This window comes from Cobetia sp. PS-4MA, from assembly GCF_057670765.1.
The window spans coordinates 2,130,040-2,147,238 of record NZ_CM173107.1; the positions used below are offsets into that span (position 1 = coordinate 2,130,040).

The 17,199-nt window shown below is 60.2% G+C and carries 14 protein-coding genes; 7 read left to right on the top strand and 7 right to left on the bottom strand.

The genetic code is table 11. The features are described 5' to 3' along the window. Positions 1-182: 182 nt before the first annotated feature. Both AC26AR_RS09070 and AC26AR_RS09075 read right to left on the bottom strand, forming a co-directional pair. Positions 183-866 (bottom strand): type 1 glutamine amidotransferase domain-containing protein, encoded by a 684-nt coding sequence (locus AC26AR_RS09070; RefSeq protein WP_176494081.1) that lies wholly within the window; start codon positions 864-866, stop codon positions 183-185. A 238-nt stretch (positions 867-1,104) separates the two neighbouring features. Beyond that, positions 1,105-1,809, bottom strand: a complete 705-nt coding sequence (locus tag AC26AR_RS09075) for an SDR family oxidoreductase (protein ID WP_084208484.1) — start codon at positions 1,807-1,809, stop codon at positions 1,105-1,107. A gap of 179 nt (positions 1,810-1,988) precedes the next feature. Between AC26AR_RS09075 and AC26AR_RS09080 the strand changes: the two genes are divergently transcribed. Further along, positions 1,989-2,930, top strand: a complete 942-nt coding sequence (locus AC26AR_RS09080) for a LysR family transcriptional regulator (protein WP_488106799.1) — start codon at positions 1,989-1,991, stop codon at positions 2,928-2,930. A 112-nt stretch (positions 2,931-3,042) separates the two neighbouring features. Here the strand turns inward: AC26AR_RS09080 and AC26AR_RS09085 are convergent, their stop codons facing one another. Further along, positions 3,043-5,235, bottom strand: a complete 2,193-nt coding sequence (locus AC26AR_RS09085) for an OsmC domain/YcaO domain-containing protein (protein ID WP_488106800.1) — start codon at positions 5,233-5,235, stop codon at positions 3,043-3,045. Between the two features lie 345 nt (positions 5,236-5,580). Between AC26AR_RS09085 and AC26AR_RS09090 the strand changes: the two genes are divergently transcribed. The 3 genes from AC26AR_RS09090 to AC26AR_RS09100 all read left to right on the top strand — a co-directional run bounded on the left by AC26AR_RS09090 (position 5,581) and on the right by AC26AR_RS09100 (position 8,868). Continuing rightward, on the top strand, positions 5,581-5,820 hold the full coding sequence (locus AC26AR_RS09090) for a hypothetical protein (protein ID WP_077371300.1): 240 nt from the start codon (positions 5,581-5,583) through the stop codon (positions 5,818-5,820). A 10-nt stretch (positions 5,821-5,830) separates the two neighbouring features. Further along, entirely contained in the window at positions 5,831-7,357 is a 1,527-nt protein-coding gene (locus AC26AR_RS09095; protein WP_417286384.1) for a sodium:solute symporter family protein, read from the top strand. A gap of 62 nt (positions 7,358-7,419) precedes the next feature. After that, a complete protein-coding gene (locus AC26AR_RS09100) occupies positions 7,420-8,868 on the top strand; it encodes an amidase (protein WP_488106801.1) in 1,449 nt (482 codons plus the stop codon). 100 nt (positions 8,869-8,968) lie between these two features. Here AC26AR_RS09100 and AC26AR_RS09105 read toward each other — a convergent pair whose 3' ends face one another. Next, complete coding sequence (locus AC26AR_RS09105) at positions 8,969-10,195, bottom strand: glutamate carboxypeptidase (RefSeq protein WP_488106802.1); 1,227 nt, start codon at positions 10,193-10,195, stop codon at positions 8,969-8,971. 261 nt (positions 10,196-10,456) lie between these two features. Here AC26AR_RS09105 and AC26AR_RS09110 point away from each other — a divergent pair, with 261 nt between their 5' ends. After that, positions 10,457-10,576 (top strand): DUF4113 domain-containing protein, encoded by a 120-nt coding sequence (locus AC26AR_RS09110; RefSeq protein ID WP_404982747.1) that lies wholly within the window; start codon positions 10,457-10,459, stop codon positions 10,574-10,576. Here the strand turns inward: AC26AR_RS09110 and AC26AR_RS09115 are convergent. Next, positions 10,573-11,562 (bottom strand): LysR family transcriptional regulator, encoded by a 990-nt coding sequence (locus AC26AR_RS09115; RefSeq protein ID WP_271302976.1) that lies wholly within the window; start codon positions 11,560-11,562, stop codon positions 10,573-10,575. The two genes, AC26AR_RS09110 and AC26AR_RS09115, sit on opposite strands and share 4 nt — an antisense overlap. A 47-nt stretch (positions 11,563-11,609) precedes the next feature. Between AC26AR_RS09115 and AC26AR_RS09120 the strand changes: the two genes are divergently transcribed. Both AC26AR_RS09120 and AC26AR_RS09125 read left to right on the top strand, forming a co-directional pair. Next, the gene (locus AC26AR_RS09120; protein WP_271302964.1) at positions 11,610-12,593 is read left to right on the top strand and encodes an aldo/keto reductase; all 984 of its coding nucleotides are present in this window, start codon (positions 11,610-11,612) and stop codon (positions 12,591-12,593) included. A gap of 134 nt (positions 12,594-12,727) precedes the next feature. Further along, positions 12,728-13,312, top strand: coding sequence for an NAD(P)H-dependent oxidoreductase (locus tag AC26AR_RS09125; protein WP_176503883.1), 585 nt, complete (start codon positions 12,728-12,730; stop codon positions 13,310-13,312). Between the two features lie 154 nt (positions 13,313-13,466). On the opposite strand, the gene AC26AR_RS09130 is transcribed toward AC26AR_RS09125, so the two are convergent. Further along, the gene (locus tag AC26AR_RS09130) at positions 13,467-15,635 is read right to left on the bottom strand and encodes a TonB-dependent receptor domain-containing protein (protein WP_488106803.1); all 2,169 of its coding nucleotides are present in this window, start codon (positions 15,633-15,635) and stop codon (positions 13,467-13,469) included. Continuing rightward, positions 15,632-17,149: a PepSY-associated TM helix domain-containing protein gene (locus AC26AR_RS09135; protein ID WP_488106804.1), complete on the bottom strand. Its 1,518-nt coding sequence runs from the start codon at positions 17,147-17,149 to the stop codon at positions 15,632-15,634. Before AC26AR_RS09135 ends, AC26AR_RS09130 begins: the two co-directional genes overlap by 4 nt. Positions 17,150-17,199 lie beyond the last annotated feature (50 nt).

Below are 17,199 nucleotides of genomic sequence, written 5' to 3' on the forward strand. Positions count from 1 at the left end.
GTCGAAGCTGGATGCCAGACACGCAAAAGCCGCTACCGGATGACCGGTAGCGGCTTTTTTCATGCACTCGTCAGATCAGGTAGCGCCCGAATCATGAAGCACCTGTTGCTCGAGGTGTCTGTCTCTCGAAGTACTTGTGTTTCGAAGTGCCTGTGTCCCGAAGTGCTTGTCGCTCAGGGCGCTTATTGCTCGAGACTCTTGAGCAGCAGTTCCGCGACGCCTTCAGACGACATCGGGTTCTGACCGGTGATGATCAGCCCATCCTGGATGGCGTAGGAGGTGAAGTCGTCCTTCTTCTCATAGATGCCACCCTTCTGCTGCAGCGCCTCTTCCACCAGGAACGGCACGACGTCAGTAAGGCCGACACCTTCTTCTTCGCCGTTGGTGAAACCGGTGACATGCACGCCATCCACGAAGGGAGTGCCATCCGGCTTGCGAGCATTCAGCAGCACGGCCGGGGCGTGGCAGACAGAGCTGACCGGCTTGCCGGCCGCGTGGAACTGCTCGATCAGACGGATGGAATCGGCGTCATTGGTCAGATCCCACAGCGGGCCGTGGCCACCCGGGTAGAAGATGGCGTCGAAGTCCTCGACCTTCATGTCTGCCAGCACGGCAGTGGTGGCGAGGTCCTGCTGAGCGGCAGTGTCCTTGTCGAAGCGGCGAGTGGCATCCGTCTGGAAGTCCTCGCCCTGACTTGCCGGGTCCAGCGGCGGCTGACCGCCCTTGGGAGACGCGAGTGTCACCTCGACACCGGCATCCTTCAGCAGGTAGTAGGGAGCCGCCAGCTCTTCCAGCCAGAAGCCTGTCTTCTTGCCCGTGTCACCCAGCGTATCGTGGGATGTCACTACCACCAGAACCTTGCTCATGATGCTCTCCTTTACGTGCGGGATAGCCCGCAACGGTCACTTCACGAAATTTGTCGGCGAGGTGATGCTCGCCCTGTGACGATCGGCACGTGATGCTCGCCCTGTGTGGAATCAAGCTTACGGCTCACGTCACCATCGTCATAATCGATAGTCCAGATAGCCACTATCGCTCATACAAATAGCTGTCCTGCGAAGATCTGCTCAGCGAAGGCGGAAGCACGCTTTCGAGCGAACCGGCTTACCAGGTCGGCACCAGGTGCACTTCGCGAATATTGGCACGCGGTGAGGCACTGATGGCGTAGAGAACGGCATCCGCCACATCCTGAGGGTCCAGCTTGTCCGGCTTGGGCTCATCGAAGAAAGCAGTGTTGACCATGCCTGGCGTGATGGTGGTGCAGCGGCCTTGCCATTCGGCCATTTCCATCGCCAGGTTCTGGCCGAAGCCGTAGGCGAACCACTTGCTGGCGCTGTAGATGGAGCCCGCATGATTGGCACGCCCGGCCACGGAACTGGTGAGGATGAAGTGGCCCTTGCGCTCTCTCAGATGCGGCAGGGTCGCGTGGGCGGTCCACAGCAGCGCATTGATGTTGATGTCGACGACTCGCTTCCACTCCTCGGGATCACCGTTCTCGGTGCCAGCCTGGCTGACGCCGGTACCGGCATTGGCGAACGCCACATCCAGATGGCCATGATGGGCGACGGCCTGCTCGACGACCTTGGCGAGTTGATCGTAGTCCGTCGCATCCGCGGCGATCGCCAGCACCTTGTCGCTGCCCAGCTCCTCGACAAGCGCATCGAGGCGCTCCTTGCGGCGGGCGGTCACGACGACCTTGTGCCCGGCCTTCACCAGAGTGCGTGCGGTGGCCTCACCGATACCGCTGGAGGCACCGGTGATAAGAATGATCTTTTCCCCTTCGGCTTGCATCTGCTTCACATCACTCATGGATCGCTCCTGTGGGTCGCATTGATCTCTCGCCGTGTTCTTGAGACCACCCTACCGCCTGAGCCTCCCATCGTGATAATCGATAGTCCGGATAGCTGCTATCATCCAGACAAATAGTGCTCACTCGTCCGAGTGCAGCCGCGACACTCCGTGACACTCCGCCTGCTCTGGTAGTCATCATGAAGCTCAATTACGACCTCAACCTCCTGCGCACCTTTCATGCGCTGTATCTCGAGCAGAACGTCACGCGCGCCGGCGAGCGTCTGCACCTGAGTCAGCCCTCGGTGAGCGCGGCGCTGTCGAAACTGCGCGAACTGTTCAATGACCCGCTGTTCATTCGCGACCGCCAGCGCATGCGCCCCACCGAGAAGGCCGACCACCTGTTCCCGACCATCGAGGCGGCGCTGACCGACCTCGATGGCCTGATCAACAGCGAGCGACACTTCGACCACACCACCGAGAGCCGTCATTTCGAGATCGCCGCCAACGACTACTTCGAGGTGCTGATCCTGCCGCAACTGGCGACGATCCTGCGTGAGCAGGCCCCCGGCATCACCCTCCAGGTGCGCCGTCTCTCGCAGGACATGAGCGAGGCTGGCGTGATGAGCGGCACGACGGATCTCGCCTTCGGGCGTCAGGTCGACCCGCCCGAGAATCTGGTGGTGCGTGAGGTGATCACCGAAGGCATCGACTGCCTGGTGGGCAATGGCCATCCCTTGCTGGAGCGGCTGGATGGCGAGGGCCGCATGACCAAGGCGGATTTCGAGCACCACGCCCATGTGCTGGTTCAACCGCATGCCCGCCTGAAAAGCGGCATCTTCAAGCAGCTTGAGGGTCAGGGGCTGAAGCGCGAGGTGGCGCTGGCCGTCACCTACTTCATGGCCGTGCCTTCCCTGCTGGAACGCTCGCCGTTGATCGCGAGCCTGCCCACCGGGCTGTGCCAGCATTTCTGTCGTCAGTTCGCCGTCACCCTCGTGCCGCCACCCGTGGCCTTCGCCTCCTTCCCCTTCCATCTGAGCTGGCATCGCCGCTATCAGAAGGACCCGGCGCACCGCTGGATCAGGGAGCAGATCATCGCGTGTTGTCAGCGTCTGGCAGAGGGTCAGAAGGTGCTGCCCTGAGCCACTGGTACGCGTACGCAAGCCCCCGGAAACGAAAACGGCCCCTCACCATCCAGTGAGGGGCCGTTCTTTTCATGCCACAGGTCATGCCACAGGACTCAGCAGGCGAGCATCAGGCCTGCTTGGCCGCCAGGGCAGCACGATGGGCGTGCAGCTTCTGGTAGCTTTCGATCAGACGCAGGTGGCGATCCAGCCCTTCCAGCTGCATGTTGGTGGGCTCCAGGCCATGGAAGCGCACCTCACCCTGCACGGAGCCGACCACGGCAGCGATGGTGTCTTCACCGAACATGCGGCGGAAGTTGTAGAGGTAGTCCTCAAGCTCCAGCTCATCGTCGAGGGTGATCTCCAGCACGGCCTTCATGGCCTGATAATAGAGGCCGCGCACGACGGTGTTGTCGTTGTACTGCAGGAACATCTCGACACGATCCAGCGCATCCTCGTGCTGACCCAGCGCGAGATTGATCATCAGTTTCAGCTCGAGAATCGTCAGCTGGCCCCAGATGGTGTTCTCGTCGAACTCGATGCCGATCAGCGTCTTGATGTCCATGTGCTCATCAAGCTGGCTCTCTTCGAGACGCTCGCCCAGGTCCGCCAGCTGATCGTCATCGAGACGATGTAGATTGAGGATGTCCTCGCGGTAATCCAGCGCCATGTTGGTGTTGTCCCACACCAGGTCCTCGACCGGATAGACCTCGGAATAGCCCGGCACCAGGATACGACACACCGGCGCGCCGAGGTCCTCGTGCACCGCCATGTACGATTCCTTGCCGATCTCATCGAGGATACCGAACAGGTTGGCGACCTCTTCTTCATTGCTGCCGGAGAAGTCCCACTCGACGAACTCGATATCGGTCTTCGAGCTGAAGAAACGCCAGGAGACGAGGCCTGATGAGTCGATGAAGTGCTCGACGAAGTTGTTCGGCTCGGAGACGGCCAGCGAGTTGAAGGTCGGCGGCATGAAGTCGTTGAGCCCCTCGAAGCTGCGGCCCTGCATCAGCTCGGTCAGGCTGCGCTCGATGGCAACCTCAAAGCTCGGATGCGCGCCGAAGGAGGCGAAGACACCGCCGGTCTTCGGGTTCATCAAGGTCACGCAGGCCACCGGGAACTGACCACCCAGCGAGGCGTCCTTGACCAGAATCGGGAAGCCCTGGGCTTCCAGTGCCTCGATGCCCTCGACGATTTCCGGGTACTTGGCCAGCACCTCCTGCGGCACGTCCGGCAGGGTCAGTTCCTGCTCGAGAATCTCGCGCTTCACGGCACGCTCGAAGATCTCGGACAGGCACTGCACCTGGGCTTCCGGCAAGGTGTTGCCGGCGCTCATGCCGTTGCTGAGGTACAGGTTCTCGATCAGGTTGGACGGGAAGTAGATCGTCTCACCGTCCGAACGGCGAGTGAACGACAGGGAAACGATGCCACGATCCGCACGCCCGGAATTGGTGTCGATCAGATTGGAGCCACCCAGCTCGCCGTCCGGATTGAAGATCTCCAGGCAGTAGTCATCCAGCACGCCTTCCGGGATCTCGTCGTTCGGGCCCGGCTGGAACCACTTCTCGTTCGGGTAGTGCACGAACTCGCTGTCAGCGATGGCTTCGCCAAAGAACTGGTCGTTGTAGAAGAAGTTGCAGCTCAGGCGCTCGATGAACTCGCCCAGTGCCGAGCACAGCGCGCTCTCCTTGGTCGAGCCCTTGCCGTTGGTGAAGCACATCGGCGAGGCGGCATCACGAATGTGCAGCGACCAGACGTGCGGCACGATGTTGCGCCAGGAGGCGATCTCGATCTTCATGCCGAGATCATTCAGAAGGCCCGTCATGTTGGCGATGGTCTGCTCCAGCGGCAGGTCCTTGCCCTCGATCCAGGTGCTCTGTCCTTCCGGCGGCTCCGCCATCAGCAGGGCCTGGGCGTCCTCGTCGAGGTTGTCGACCGTCTCGATCTCGAAGCCCGGGCCGGTCTGGACGACCTTCTTCACCGTGCAACGCTCGATGGAGCGCAGGATGCCCTGGCGGTCCTTGTCGGACAGCTCTTCCGGCAGCTCCACCTGGATCTTGAAGATCTGGTTGTAGCGGTTTTCCGGGTCGACGATGTTGTTCTGCGACAGACGGATGTTCTCGGTCGGGATGTTGCGCGCCACACAGTACACCTTCACGAAGTACGCCGCGCACAGCGCCGAGGACGCCAGGAAGTAGTCGAACGGGCTCGGCGCCGACCCATCGCCCTTGTAGCGGATGGGCTGATCGGTGATGACCGTGAAGTCATCGAATTTCGCCTCGAGCCTCAGGTTGTCGAGAAAGTTGACCTTGATTTCCATGAACGATGCACCGCTGTGAAGAGTATGGGCGCCAGCACGCCGGGGGCGGCTACGCGATGGGCGCCATTATCCAGATTTTGGGGGCCTGCGTCGCGGGTGAGACGAAAAGCGGAAGACTTGCGCCCTCCTGCTGTCGCCAGCCGCTGAGGGAGGCCGGCGGATCTTCTTCACTTCCTGAAACATCCGGTGCAATCGCCGCCACTTTCTTGACGGTCCGGGGATTGTCACCTATTGGTTAATTTATACGCATAAATACAATAATTGATACATTGCCATGTTCCGCTCCCTGTCGTTGTCCACGACAGGTCACAACACCCCCCACCAACCACAATAAAGGGGTATGCAATGATGAAGCGCTTCACGACCCGCAAGGTCGCCATCTACGGCAGCATGCTGTTCGGGTTTTTCATGCTCGAGAGCCCGATGATCCTGATGGCCAACAAGATCGAGCCCATGGTGATGGGAATCCCGTTCTTCCTCGTCTGGAACCTGGTGTGGTGGGGCTTCCTGACCGCCGTGTTCCTGTATGCCTACCTGACCAACTGGGGTAGCGCCAAGGCCCCTTCCACCGGCGGCAAGCGCTGAGGAGCTCATCATGACGGGAAGTATCTTGATCATCGCGGCCTTCATGATCATCCCCTTGATCGTCGGGCTCGTGTCCGCGCGAAAGTCCCAGACGACAAGTGAAGATTTCTTCGTGCAAGGGCGGGCCATGGGCAGCATTGCCGTGTTCTTCACGGTGGCGGCCACCTGGTGGAGCGCCTTTGCCTTCCTCGGTTCCAACGCCACCTTCTATACCAGTGGCCCCATCTATCTCACGGCGCTGGCGTGGAACCTGCTCTTCGGCTTCATGTACTACTGGGTGGGCAAGCGTGTCTGGTATCTTGGCAAGCGCTTCGACTACCTGACGCCGTCAGACCTGATGGGCGACTTCTACAACAGTGAAGCGCTGAGAATCCTCGTCGCCGTCATCACGCTGATCTTCACCGTGCCGTATCTGCAGATCCAGCTGACCGGCGGTGCGTATCTGATCGAGGTCGCCTCCGGTGGCGTCGTGCCCTTCTGGCTGGCCGCGCTGCTGTTCTACTTCATCATCATCGTCTATGTGTGGGTCGGCGGGATCCGCGCCATCGCCTGGACGGATGTGATCTACGGGGCGCTGCTGTTCTTCGGCATGATGTATGCGGGCTATTACATCGCCGGCCAGGCAGGTGGCCCGACCAGCATGTTCGCGCAGCTTGCCAGCGACTCGCCCGCGCACCTGACCCTGCCGGGGCCGAATGGCAACATGGGCTACTCCATGTGGTTCTCGCTGTTCGTGATCGTGGCCATCGGCGCCTTCATGGGCCCCCAGATCTGGCTGCGCATGTATTCGGTGAAAAGCGGCAAGCTGTTCGGCTTGATGCCCTTCCTGCTGGGGCTCGCCGCCTTCGCCTACTTCGGTTCGGTACTGACGGGCTATACCGGGGTACTGCTGGAGCCTGGCCTGGAGAATGCTGACCAGATACTGCCCGTCATGCTGATGAACTATGCGCCCTACCTGCTGGCCTCGCTGATCATGGCGGCTGGGGCCGCCGCGGCGATGTCCACGGCCAACTCCCAGATCCACGCGGTCTCGACCGTGGTGACCATGGATATCTACAAGCGCTACGTGAACCCGCAGGCGAATCAGGAACGCATCGTCCATATCGGGCGCCTGTCCCTGGTGGGCTTCTCTCTCGCGGCCTACATCCTGGCCCTGACCGTTCCGGGGCTGCTGGTCACCATCGGCATCGCGGCACTGGCGGGCACCGCTCAGCTGATCGTGCCGACACTGGGCGCCATCACCTGGCGCAAGGCGCACCCGCAAGCGGCCTTCTGGGGCCTGAGCCTGGGCATCGTGACCGTCCTGTGGCTATCCTACGGCGCCAGTGTCAGCAATCCGCTTGGCCTTCATGCCGGCATCTGGGGCCTGATTCTCAATGCGTCAGCCTTCGTGATCCTCAGCCTCGCCCTGCAGCGCAAGGATGCCGAGGTGGTGGAACGCTTCGCCCAGGTGCGTCGGGATTACACCGCCGAGTATCACCCGGAGCAGCTGGAAGACGCCGAGGCTGGTCCAGCTCGGGTGATCGAAGCCCGCTGACCAAAACAAAGGGCCTGCATCACGCAGGCCCTTTTCGTTTCCGAGCGCATTCAGCCACTCGATTGATTGCTACCCAATGGACAGGATCGGCCATGAACCCAGTCTCTACTCCCACGCAATTATCTGAATTGACAGCGATTGATGCCCTGGCACTGTTTCGACGAGGCGAGCTCTCTCCCGTCGAGCTGACCCGGGACTGCCTGGAACGTATCGACACGCTCAACCCCAAGATCAATGCCTTCGTGCACATCGCCCATGATGGGGCAATGAGGGCGGCGAAAGACGCCGAGGCCCGCTGGATGAAGGGCACACCCTGCGGGCCACTGGATGGCGTGCCGACCACCTTGAAGGACCTCACGCTGTCGCGCGGCATGCCGACCCGGTACGGCTCCGCCACCACATCCCCGGATGGAGGCAGTGATGTCGATGCCCCGGTGGCTGCGAGTCTTCGCAAGGCAGGCGCCGTGTTTCTCGGCAAGACAGCCTCACCGGAGTACGGCTGGAAGGGAGTGACGGACAACCCGCTGCACGGCGTGACACGCAATCCCTGGAATACCGCGCTGACCTCCGGTGGATCCTCGGGTGGAGCTGGAGCAGCGGCCGCGCTCAACCTGGGCATGCTCCATCAGGGCAGTGATGCAGGTGGCTCGATCCGCATTCCCTGCAGCTTTACCGGCACCTTCGGCCTGAAACCCACGTTTGGCTGGATTCCCCAGTGGCCGACCAGTGCCATGTCGACCCTCTCACACCTGGGACCGATGACGCGGACGGCGTCCGATAGCGCCCTGATGCTTGCCAGCATGGCAAGACCGGATGCCCGAGACGGATTGCTCGGCAACCCGCATGGCATTCGTTGGAATGCGCCACTCCCGTTGTCTCTTGCAGGATGGAAAATCGCTTACAGCCCGACGCTTGGGTATGTCGACGTTGCACAGGACATACGCCTGCGAGTGGACGAAGCGGTCGCTCTACTCTCGAGACTGGGCGCTGACATCATCGAGATAGACCCCGGGTTTGCCTGTCCCCTCGATACCTTCAATACCTTGTGGTTCGCGGGTGCCACCCAGGTGGTCGAAAAGATGACCGACAGCCAGCGAGAGCAAATGGACCCGGGCTTGCTGGACATTGCAGAGCGAGGCAGCAACATTTCCTTGTCGCAATATCTGGCGGCAAGACGAGAGCGGACTGCACTTTGCGCACACATGCAATCCTTCCACGAGCAATGGGATTTGCTTGTCACCCCTACCCTGCCAATTTCACCCTTTGCCGCTGGGCACAACGTCCCACCCGGCGAGAAATACACTGACTGGATGGACTGGACGCCGTTCAGCTACCCCTTCAACCTGACCCAACAACCCGCTGCCTCCCTCCCCTGTGGGCTGGATGACCAGGGACTGCCTGTCGGCCTGCACATTGTCGGAGGAAAATTCCAGGACATGAAGGTGATGCATGCCGCCATGTTGCTTGAGGAGATGCTTCCTGAACTTGTCTATCCCAAGCTCTCGCAATGAAACGGTCATGAGAAAGGCAACGCATAAAAAACGGCACTGTCATCGACAGTGCCGTTTTTACATCAACAGGTTCTATAGAAAATCGCCGGCTGCTTTCTGATCAATCCGCCTCGGAAAGCTGCATGATCATGCGTGTCGTCAGATAAAGGCGTGGCACGATGCTATCAACCAGCACAAATTCTTTGTCGCTATGATAGCCGCCCCCGACGAGCCCCAAGGATTCTAGCACTGCGGGTTTCTCGGAATCAGCATGGTAGGCGTAGGCCGCATCGGTGCCGCCACCTATCTCGACCGCTTGCAGTGTCTGCCCCAGCTCTTGATAGATCTTCTGAGCCTGCTCGGCCAGCTTTTGACTCTGCGGATTTTCAGGTAGCGGCGGACGTCCCTTCTCGAGGTGGAACTCCACTTCGGTGTCATCGATCAACTGATTCTTCGTGATGGACTGCGCTTCCTTCAAGACGCGCTGATACTCGCTGCTATCGAAGTAGCGCATATCACCTTCTGCCTTGGCATGCTCGGGAATCACGTTACGTTTGACGCCACCCTCGACAATCGTCCAGTTGAGTGTCGTCTCCTTGTCCGCATCACCCAGTTCATTCAACTGCAGCAGCTGATGAGACAACTCCATGATGGCGTTGCGCCCTTCTTCAGGTGCGCCACCGGCATGGGAGGCACGGCCTTTTACCTCGAGAAATGCATAGTTGATGCCCTTGGTGACGACGGTCACGGCATCGACTCCCGGATCAGCAAAGGTCGGCTCGAATACCAGCACGGCGTCTTGATCAGCCGATAGCTCATGAATCAGTTCATGCGAACCGGGGGAGCCTTTCTCTTCATCAGGATTGAAGACGACCGTCACCTGACCATAGTCATCAAACCCAAGCGTCTTCAGCGCCTCGAGACTATGCAGAATAACGGCTGCACCGCCCTTCGCATCGCCCACGCCAGGACCATAGGCACGCCCATCCTCGATGCGGAAGGCACGCTGCGTAGCGGCGCCTTCATCGAAGACAGTGTCATAGTGAATCATCAGCATGATCTTGCGACTGCCATCTCCCTTGAGGCGACCGACAATCGTGTTTCCGCCATATGTCTCGGCAGGATACGTTTCCACCTGTGCACCAAGCGCCTTGAGATGCTTGGTAAGCATTGCCTCGACATCGCTCAAGCCTGCTTTGTAACCCGTGCCAGAATCCACATTGACCAACGTTTTGAGTGTCGAAAGCAAGGGGGCTCTTTGCTGCTCGACGGCATCCTGCACATCCTGATGATCTGCAGCTTGTGCATTGGCACTGCACAACCCATATGCCAATCCCATCGCCAGCATCGATAACCGCATTTTCCACCTCTAATATTGTTATATAAGGAATATATGAAGGTAAGGTGGATAGCCTGGAAACGCAAACCCGTGGGTCGTCAGCGCTCATCTCTCGTGACGCTCATGGCACAGCTTCATCACGTGAGGCTGCACGCCCTCTCTACTGACGGCTACGCGAGCAACTCTCGCTGCTGGAAAGCGAAGATGACATCGCCAGGCGCGAACGCAGTCAGCAGCTGATGGCGACACTGGACGCCATGAATTCAGAAGATGGGCCGCGGCACCGTGCGTCTGGGCGTCGCACGCCCCGACGCCGCCTGGCAACTGCGCTGCGCCCACCGCAGCGCCCGCTACACCACCAACCGGCATGAATTGAAGCGGTTGCGTTAGTGCCAATACTCGCCACTCAGTCGCGTCGCATTGTCATTGACCAGCTCCACCAGAAAATCAGCGACAGCACGGACACGACGTGAATGCGCCAAGTCTGTCTGCATGACCAGATAAATGTCTTGATCGATTGCCGTCACGGCTGACAGGCAACGTAAATCAGCCTCGCGGCCAATGAAATGCGGCAATAACGCGATACCAAGTCCTGCTTGCGCAGCGACGACCTGAGACCTCAGCGACGTCGTTCTCAATGCCGGTTCTCGTCCCTGTAACGCAGTCTCGATCCACTGTGAGGCAGGTAGGTGTGAGTAATGATCACTCCAGGTGATGAAACTATCGCGGAAAAACGATTGAGATGCCCATGAATCCATGACTCCTGACGCTGAGAGAGGCCTGATCTCCTCGATTCTCTGACTTGCATACTCAGCGCTGCTGTAGAGCCCGTAGCCAAGGACGCCCAACCGCCTCAATGTTACGTTTCCGCGCTCCGGCTTGAGCATGCGCAGTGCAAGATCGGCATCCCGGCGATGAAGATTGACGGTCGTACTATCGGTCATCAATTCAATCGATAGCTCAGGATAACGCTGATAAAAGGCTGGCAATGCCGGCAGGATCAATTCCGTGGCTAGATTTTCTGCTGTTGCCAGACGTACCTTCCCGCTGATCTGCGCTTGCGCAGAGACCTCCGAAGCAAAAGCCAAGGCCGCTGATTCCAGCCCTTCGGCCTTATCAAGCAGATCCTCCCCCTCCTCCGTGAGCTGATAGCCCGTTTGCTGACGCACGAACAGCGGTATCCCCAGCGCCTGTTCAAGTCGCTCGATGCGGCGCGACAACGTCGCTATGCCCAATTTCAGCTCGCGTGAAGCAGCACTCAAAGTCCCTAGCCGAGCGACAGCGAGAAACACCCGCGTGTCATCCCAGACCCAGCCGCGTGAACCTTGCCTTCCATTTCTGGAAAACGACTTATCCAACTCGTCAATTTTTTTCATTCCAGGATAGTGACACGCTGTCACTCCAACACTCAAGGAGACATCGAATGGAACATCGAATCCTCGGTAATGGCCTGTCAGTATCCGCCATCGGCCTCGGCTGCATGGGAATGAGCGAATTCTACGGGCCCCGCGATGACACTGAGTCATTGCGCGTTCTTGATCAGGCTATCGAGCTTGGCATCAACTTCCTGGATACCGCCGACTGCTACGGGCCACATCACAACGAAGCGTTACTCAAGGATGTTCTGGCCAAACATCGAGCACAGATACGCATTGCCACCAAGTTCGGCATCGTGCGCAATCCGGGCGAATATGCACGTCGCCTCGATAACAGCGCCGAGTACATACGTACTGCCTGCGATGCGTCCTTGAAGCGCCTTGGTATCGAACAGATCGATCTTTATTACGTGCATCGTGTCGATGCCAATCAACCGATTGAGGAAACCATCACTGCGTTGGCAGAGTTGGTGAAGGCAGGCAAGATCGGCCATATCGGACTCTGTGAGGTAAATGCGGAAACACTGCGCCGTGCTCATGCAGTACACCCGATCACGGCAGTGCAGACCGAATACTCACTATGGACGCGGGATGTCGAGCAAAGCATCTTGCCGACATGTCGTGAGCTGGGCATCGGCTTTGTTCCCTACTCGCCGCTTGGTCGTGGGTATCTCACCGGACGCTTTCAACACAATGATGCCTTCGGTGAAGATGATTTCCGTTCAGGCCTACCCCGCTTCTCCGATGAGGCAATGGCAACCAACCGCCGGATGGCCGAGGTGATTGCCGATATGGCAAGTCAAAAGGGTTGTACTGCCGCGCAATTGTCGCTGGCTTGGCTGCTATCGAAAGGAACTGACATCGTACCGATTCCCGGCACCAAGCAGCAGCGCTATCTCATGGAAAATGCCGCTGCCACGACATTTATCCTTACCCCTGAAGAGCAACGTCGACTGGAAGAAGCCACAGCTCAGCTACCCATCATCGGGGAGCGTTACACCGCAGAAGGCATGAAGGGAGTGAATGCGTAGATATCGCGCGCAACCTGATCGGATTGTTGCACCTACAGCAAAGGTGTTTTACATCAGCGCCGCTTTATCAATGACTTGCGAACGCTCATGCTGCGCTCCATTGCTGAAAAGCCAACAGTTCTGGAGTACCTGGCATGAAGATACTATTGATCAACGGCGGCAAGGCCTTTGCCCATTCCAATGGCGAGCTCAATGCGACCCTGCATGAGCTGGCACGCGGTGAGCTGGCCGAGCTGGGCCATGAGGTGCGCGAAACCGTCATCGTGGAAGGCTTTGACGCCAAGGCGGAGGTGGAGAAACAGCTGTGGGCGGACCTGATCATCTATCAGACCCCGGGTTGGTGGATGGGCCTGCCGTGGACCGTGAAGCAGTATCTCGATGATGTCCTGACAGAAGGCCATGGTGCCTTGTATGCCAGCGATGGCCGTCACCGCACCAACCCGACCCAGGGCTACGGCACGGGTGGCTTGATGCAGGGCCGCAGCTACATGCTGTCACTGACCTGGAATGCGCCCCTCGAAGCCTTTGATGAAGCGGGAAACTTCTTCGAAGGCAAAGGCATCGATGCCGTCTACTATCCCGTGCACAAGGCGATGGAATTCCTGGGCATGTCGGCACTTCCGACCTATCTGGCCACTGATGTGATCAAGAATCCCGATCTGGAGGCTTACACGCGGGCCTATCGTGAGCATCTGCGCGAGCATATCGGCCGCGCCTGAAGGCTCTGAGGAGAACCCACCAGCGCTGAGAGCCATCAAGCTGTAACTTGCCTTGAACAAGAAGCCCGCCATCAGTCATGTTTGACGACCGATGGCGGGCTTCTCGCGCTCTAACGGATAACGACCAGCGCTCACTGTTGCAGTGACGCGGGCCTCAGAAACTCCAGCGGGCATGCGTCCAGAAGATCCGCCAGGGCTCATTGACGCGCACGTCGCCCTGCAACGGATCATCGTAGAAGCGATTGACGTGGTAGGCGTAGGCCTTGTCGAACAGGTTGGCGATGCCGGCGCTCAGCTCGATGGCGTCAGTGACACGATAGCCCCCTTCCAGTCCGACGATGCCGAAACCTGCCGTCTTCTGTTCGCTGTCGGAGATGCGTGATTGGCGTGCTGCCGCATCGAGACGTGCACCGGCCCACCAGGCATCGGCGTCATAGCGTGTCGCCATATAGCCATTGAACGGTGCCACCTGGGACAACGGCGTGCCATCGCTCAGGTTGGTGCCGTGGGTGGCGGCAACGCCTGCCGAATGCCGCCAGCCATGCTGCTGCCAGCTGGCCTCCAGCTCGAGACCATAGATCTCGGCTTCGACATTGTCATAGGTGGTCAGCGAGTCCCCTTCGGTCAGCTCGATCCAGTCATGCACCCGGTTGTAGTAGGTGTCCGCCGAATAACGCCAGGCGCCCTGCCTGACCGCCACCCCCAGTTCGAGCTGCTGATGGATCTCTGGCTCAAGCTCGGGATTGCCCAGCCAACCGTCAGTCTCGGACTGGCGGTTGTAATAACGCTCGGTGGCGGTGGGGAAGCGCACGCTGCGACTGAGCGCCGCGTAGCCTTTCACCGCTTCATTGACGCGATGCTCCAGGCGCGCCAGCGCACTGAATTCCCCATCCCGCTGACTGGCCTCGACATCCTCTCCGTACTGATCCCTCCAGGCGGAGATGGCCGAGGCATTGCTGCCCACCACCTCATCGGCATCTCGCGCATCGCTGAGGGAGACGTCATAGCGCGCGCCAGTCACCAGGCGATTGTCGGCATCCAGCGGGGTATCCAGTTCCGCGAACACCCCACCGCGCGTGCGCACGACATCCGGCCAGGTCTGACTGTCCGAGAGGCTGTCCAGCGACATGCCCATCCGGGAGTCGGCGTTGCTTTCCAGACGCTCGGCGTCAGCGCCCAATGTCAGTGTCGCGTCACGCCCGGCGACGGTCAGCGGGATATCGCCCTGGGTGCTGGCATACCAGGTCTCGGTGGTCGCGCTGGAGAACATGGCCATGTCGCTCATGTCCATGCCCGAGCTCATGTCCATGCTGGAACTCATGTCCATGCTCGATCTGGAGTCATCAACGTTACGCAGGGTGACGTTATCCATGTCGTGCACGACGCGAGCATGGTTGATCTGCGATTCGGTATGCGAGAAAGGCCCGACGTTGTCGATGGTCAGTTTGAGGTACTGGCGGTCCATGTCACTGCGTGGCGCATCCATGGTGGGATAGAGCGCATCGTCGATCCTGACGACAGCGATCCCCGCCTCGATGGCGACATCCTCGGTGGCGAAGGCGCCGACACGGATACTGCCGTTGTCGCTACGATAGGCACCAGACTGGGTATCGCCGTTGCCGTCCTCATAGTTGTTGCGCTCGGAATGCTCGACGTCCAGCGCAGCCCAGACATCGCCCTGCTTGGCGGTCAGCGACAGGGTCTCGCTGGTGGCATCATCATTGCTGCGCCAGCCGGCCCCCAAGGTGCCATGCACGCCGTCATCGTCGGTGCGTGATGGCGTGTGACGCGTCACCTCGACGGTGCCTGCGGCAAAGCTGGGACCACGACTGACGCTCTGCGCGCCCTTGTAGAGGGTGAGATCCGACTGACTGCCGGTGGTCGCATAGCCCAGCGTGGTGTCCATGCCGCCGGGGCAGGCCGGATAGAGCGGCGCCCCATCGACCTCCTGAATCAGGCGTTCACCGCCCTGCGCCCGAAAGATGGCCGAGACACCATGACTGCCCAGACGAGAGCCACTGACGCCGTTGACCTCACGCAGCTGCTCACCGATATCCAGATTGCCCTTGGCATGCCCCTGGCTTGACTCGACGATGGGGCTGGCCATGGGTGCCTCGGCCTCGACATGCACCAGAGGCAGTTGCGAGACGGAGCTCTCCTCGGCGTGGACGCCAAATGAGGCACTGCTCGCCAATACCGCCGCGACCGTCACTGGCAGCCCCCGACGACTGGGCAGACCGCTCATGGCCTGCGCGAGCGGAGAAGACGGAAGTGATGGGAAGACGGTAGAGGAAAGTGATGGGAAGACGGAGGACGGCTTCATGCGCTGGCCTCCGCCGCATCGTGGTGACGAGAGGCACTGACACGAATCCACAGCCAATCGAGCAGGCCCATCACGATCAGCGAGAGGCCGACCAGCGGGAAGATCACCCCGATGATCATCATCAAGCCCCAGACACCGGCGATACGCTTGCGCGCCCTGGGCAGCGGCGGGATACCGATACCGCCCACCGGGCGACGCTTCCACCACATCACGCCTGCCCCGACGCTCATCATCACCATCGCGAGACACGCCATCAGCAGAATCAGCTGATTGATCAGGCCGTACTGCTGCCCCAGATGCACATTGATGCCCCACTCCAGCGCCCGTCCCAGCGGCCCGTAGTCGGCGTAATGCATGTCGAGCAGCACATCGCCGGAGTAGCGATCCACATGCACGACCTGCTGGCGCTCCAGCGCATCCGGATACACGGAGCCGGTATAGACGCCCTGAGCGGTGCTCGGCAGATTGATGGCATAGCCCGGCGCCAGGCCCTCGCGAGCGAAGATGCGTTCTGCCTCGTCGAGGCCGATATCGGCGTGGGCAATCGCCGCAGCGCTCAGTGGCACAGCCGCTTTCACCGGCGCGGAACTTGCGCCAGAGCCGCCGTGACCGACGTGCTCACCCTCGTCGACAATGGGATCAGCGGCGTCACCCGGCAAGGAAGATAACGGGATAACGGCTTGTTCAAGCGACCAGCTGGTCAATTCCTGATCCACCAGGCGGGCATCCGACATCGGCGTGTTCACGCGCACGCCATCGGGGTACCCATAGTTATGCCCATTGGCCAACTCGTTGACCTTGGCCCCCCAGACCATCGACCACGGCATGCCGGTCACGGCGAGAAACACGATGAAGCCGGCCGCGATGATGCCACACACGGCGTGCAGGTCCCGCCACCACAGCCGGCGCGCCGGCGTGGTCCGCAGCGTGACCACCCCCCCTTTCTGGCCCCGCGGCCACCACAGATATAGCCCGCTGAACACGAGCAGGATCGACCACCCGGCAGCGATCTCCAGCGCCGCGTTACCGATCGGCCCCGTGATCGCGAGGCTATGCAGACGACGTACCGTCCACATGATGCTGTCGCGGTAGGCCATCTGCCCCTGGACTTCCCCGCTGTAAGGATTGACGTAGACGGCCTGCTTACCACTGCCATCGGCCGCCACGATATCGACTTCCGTGGTCAGGTCACGGGCGGGAGATGGCACGACGCGCACCGGCGTGCCCGGAAGACTCGCGAGCGCCTGATCCACCTGCTCGCTCAACGGCAGGCTTGTCACTGCCGGATTCTGAGCACTCTGCGTGACGGGCGTGTTGACCTTCATCAGGTCGGAATGGACGAATTGATCGATGCCATCGCGGAACAGGTACAGGCCTCCCGTCACGGAAAGCAGTACCAGAAACGGCAGCACCAACAGGCCGGCATAGAAATGCCAGCGCCATACTGCCCGGTAGATATCGCTGAACCCCCGCCCGGCGCGGCTGGCGGTTCCAGTGTCTGTTGCGGTCTTCATTGCACAAATTACCCATCAGCAGGCGCCCCACGTGCGACGGATCCAGGGTC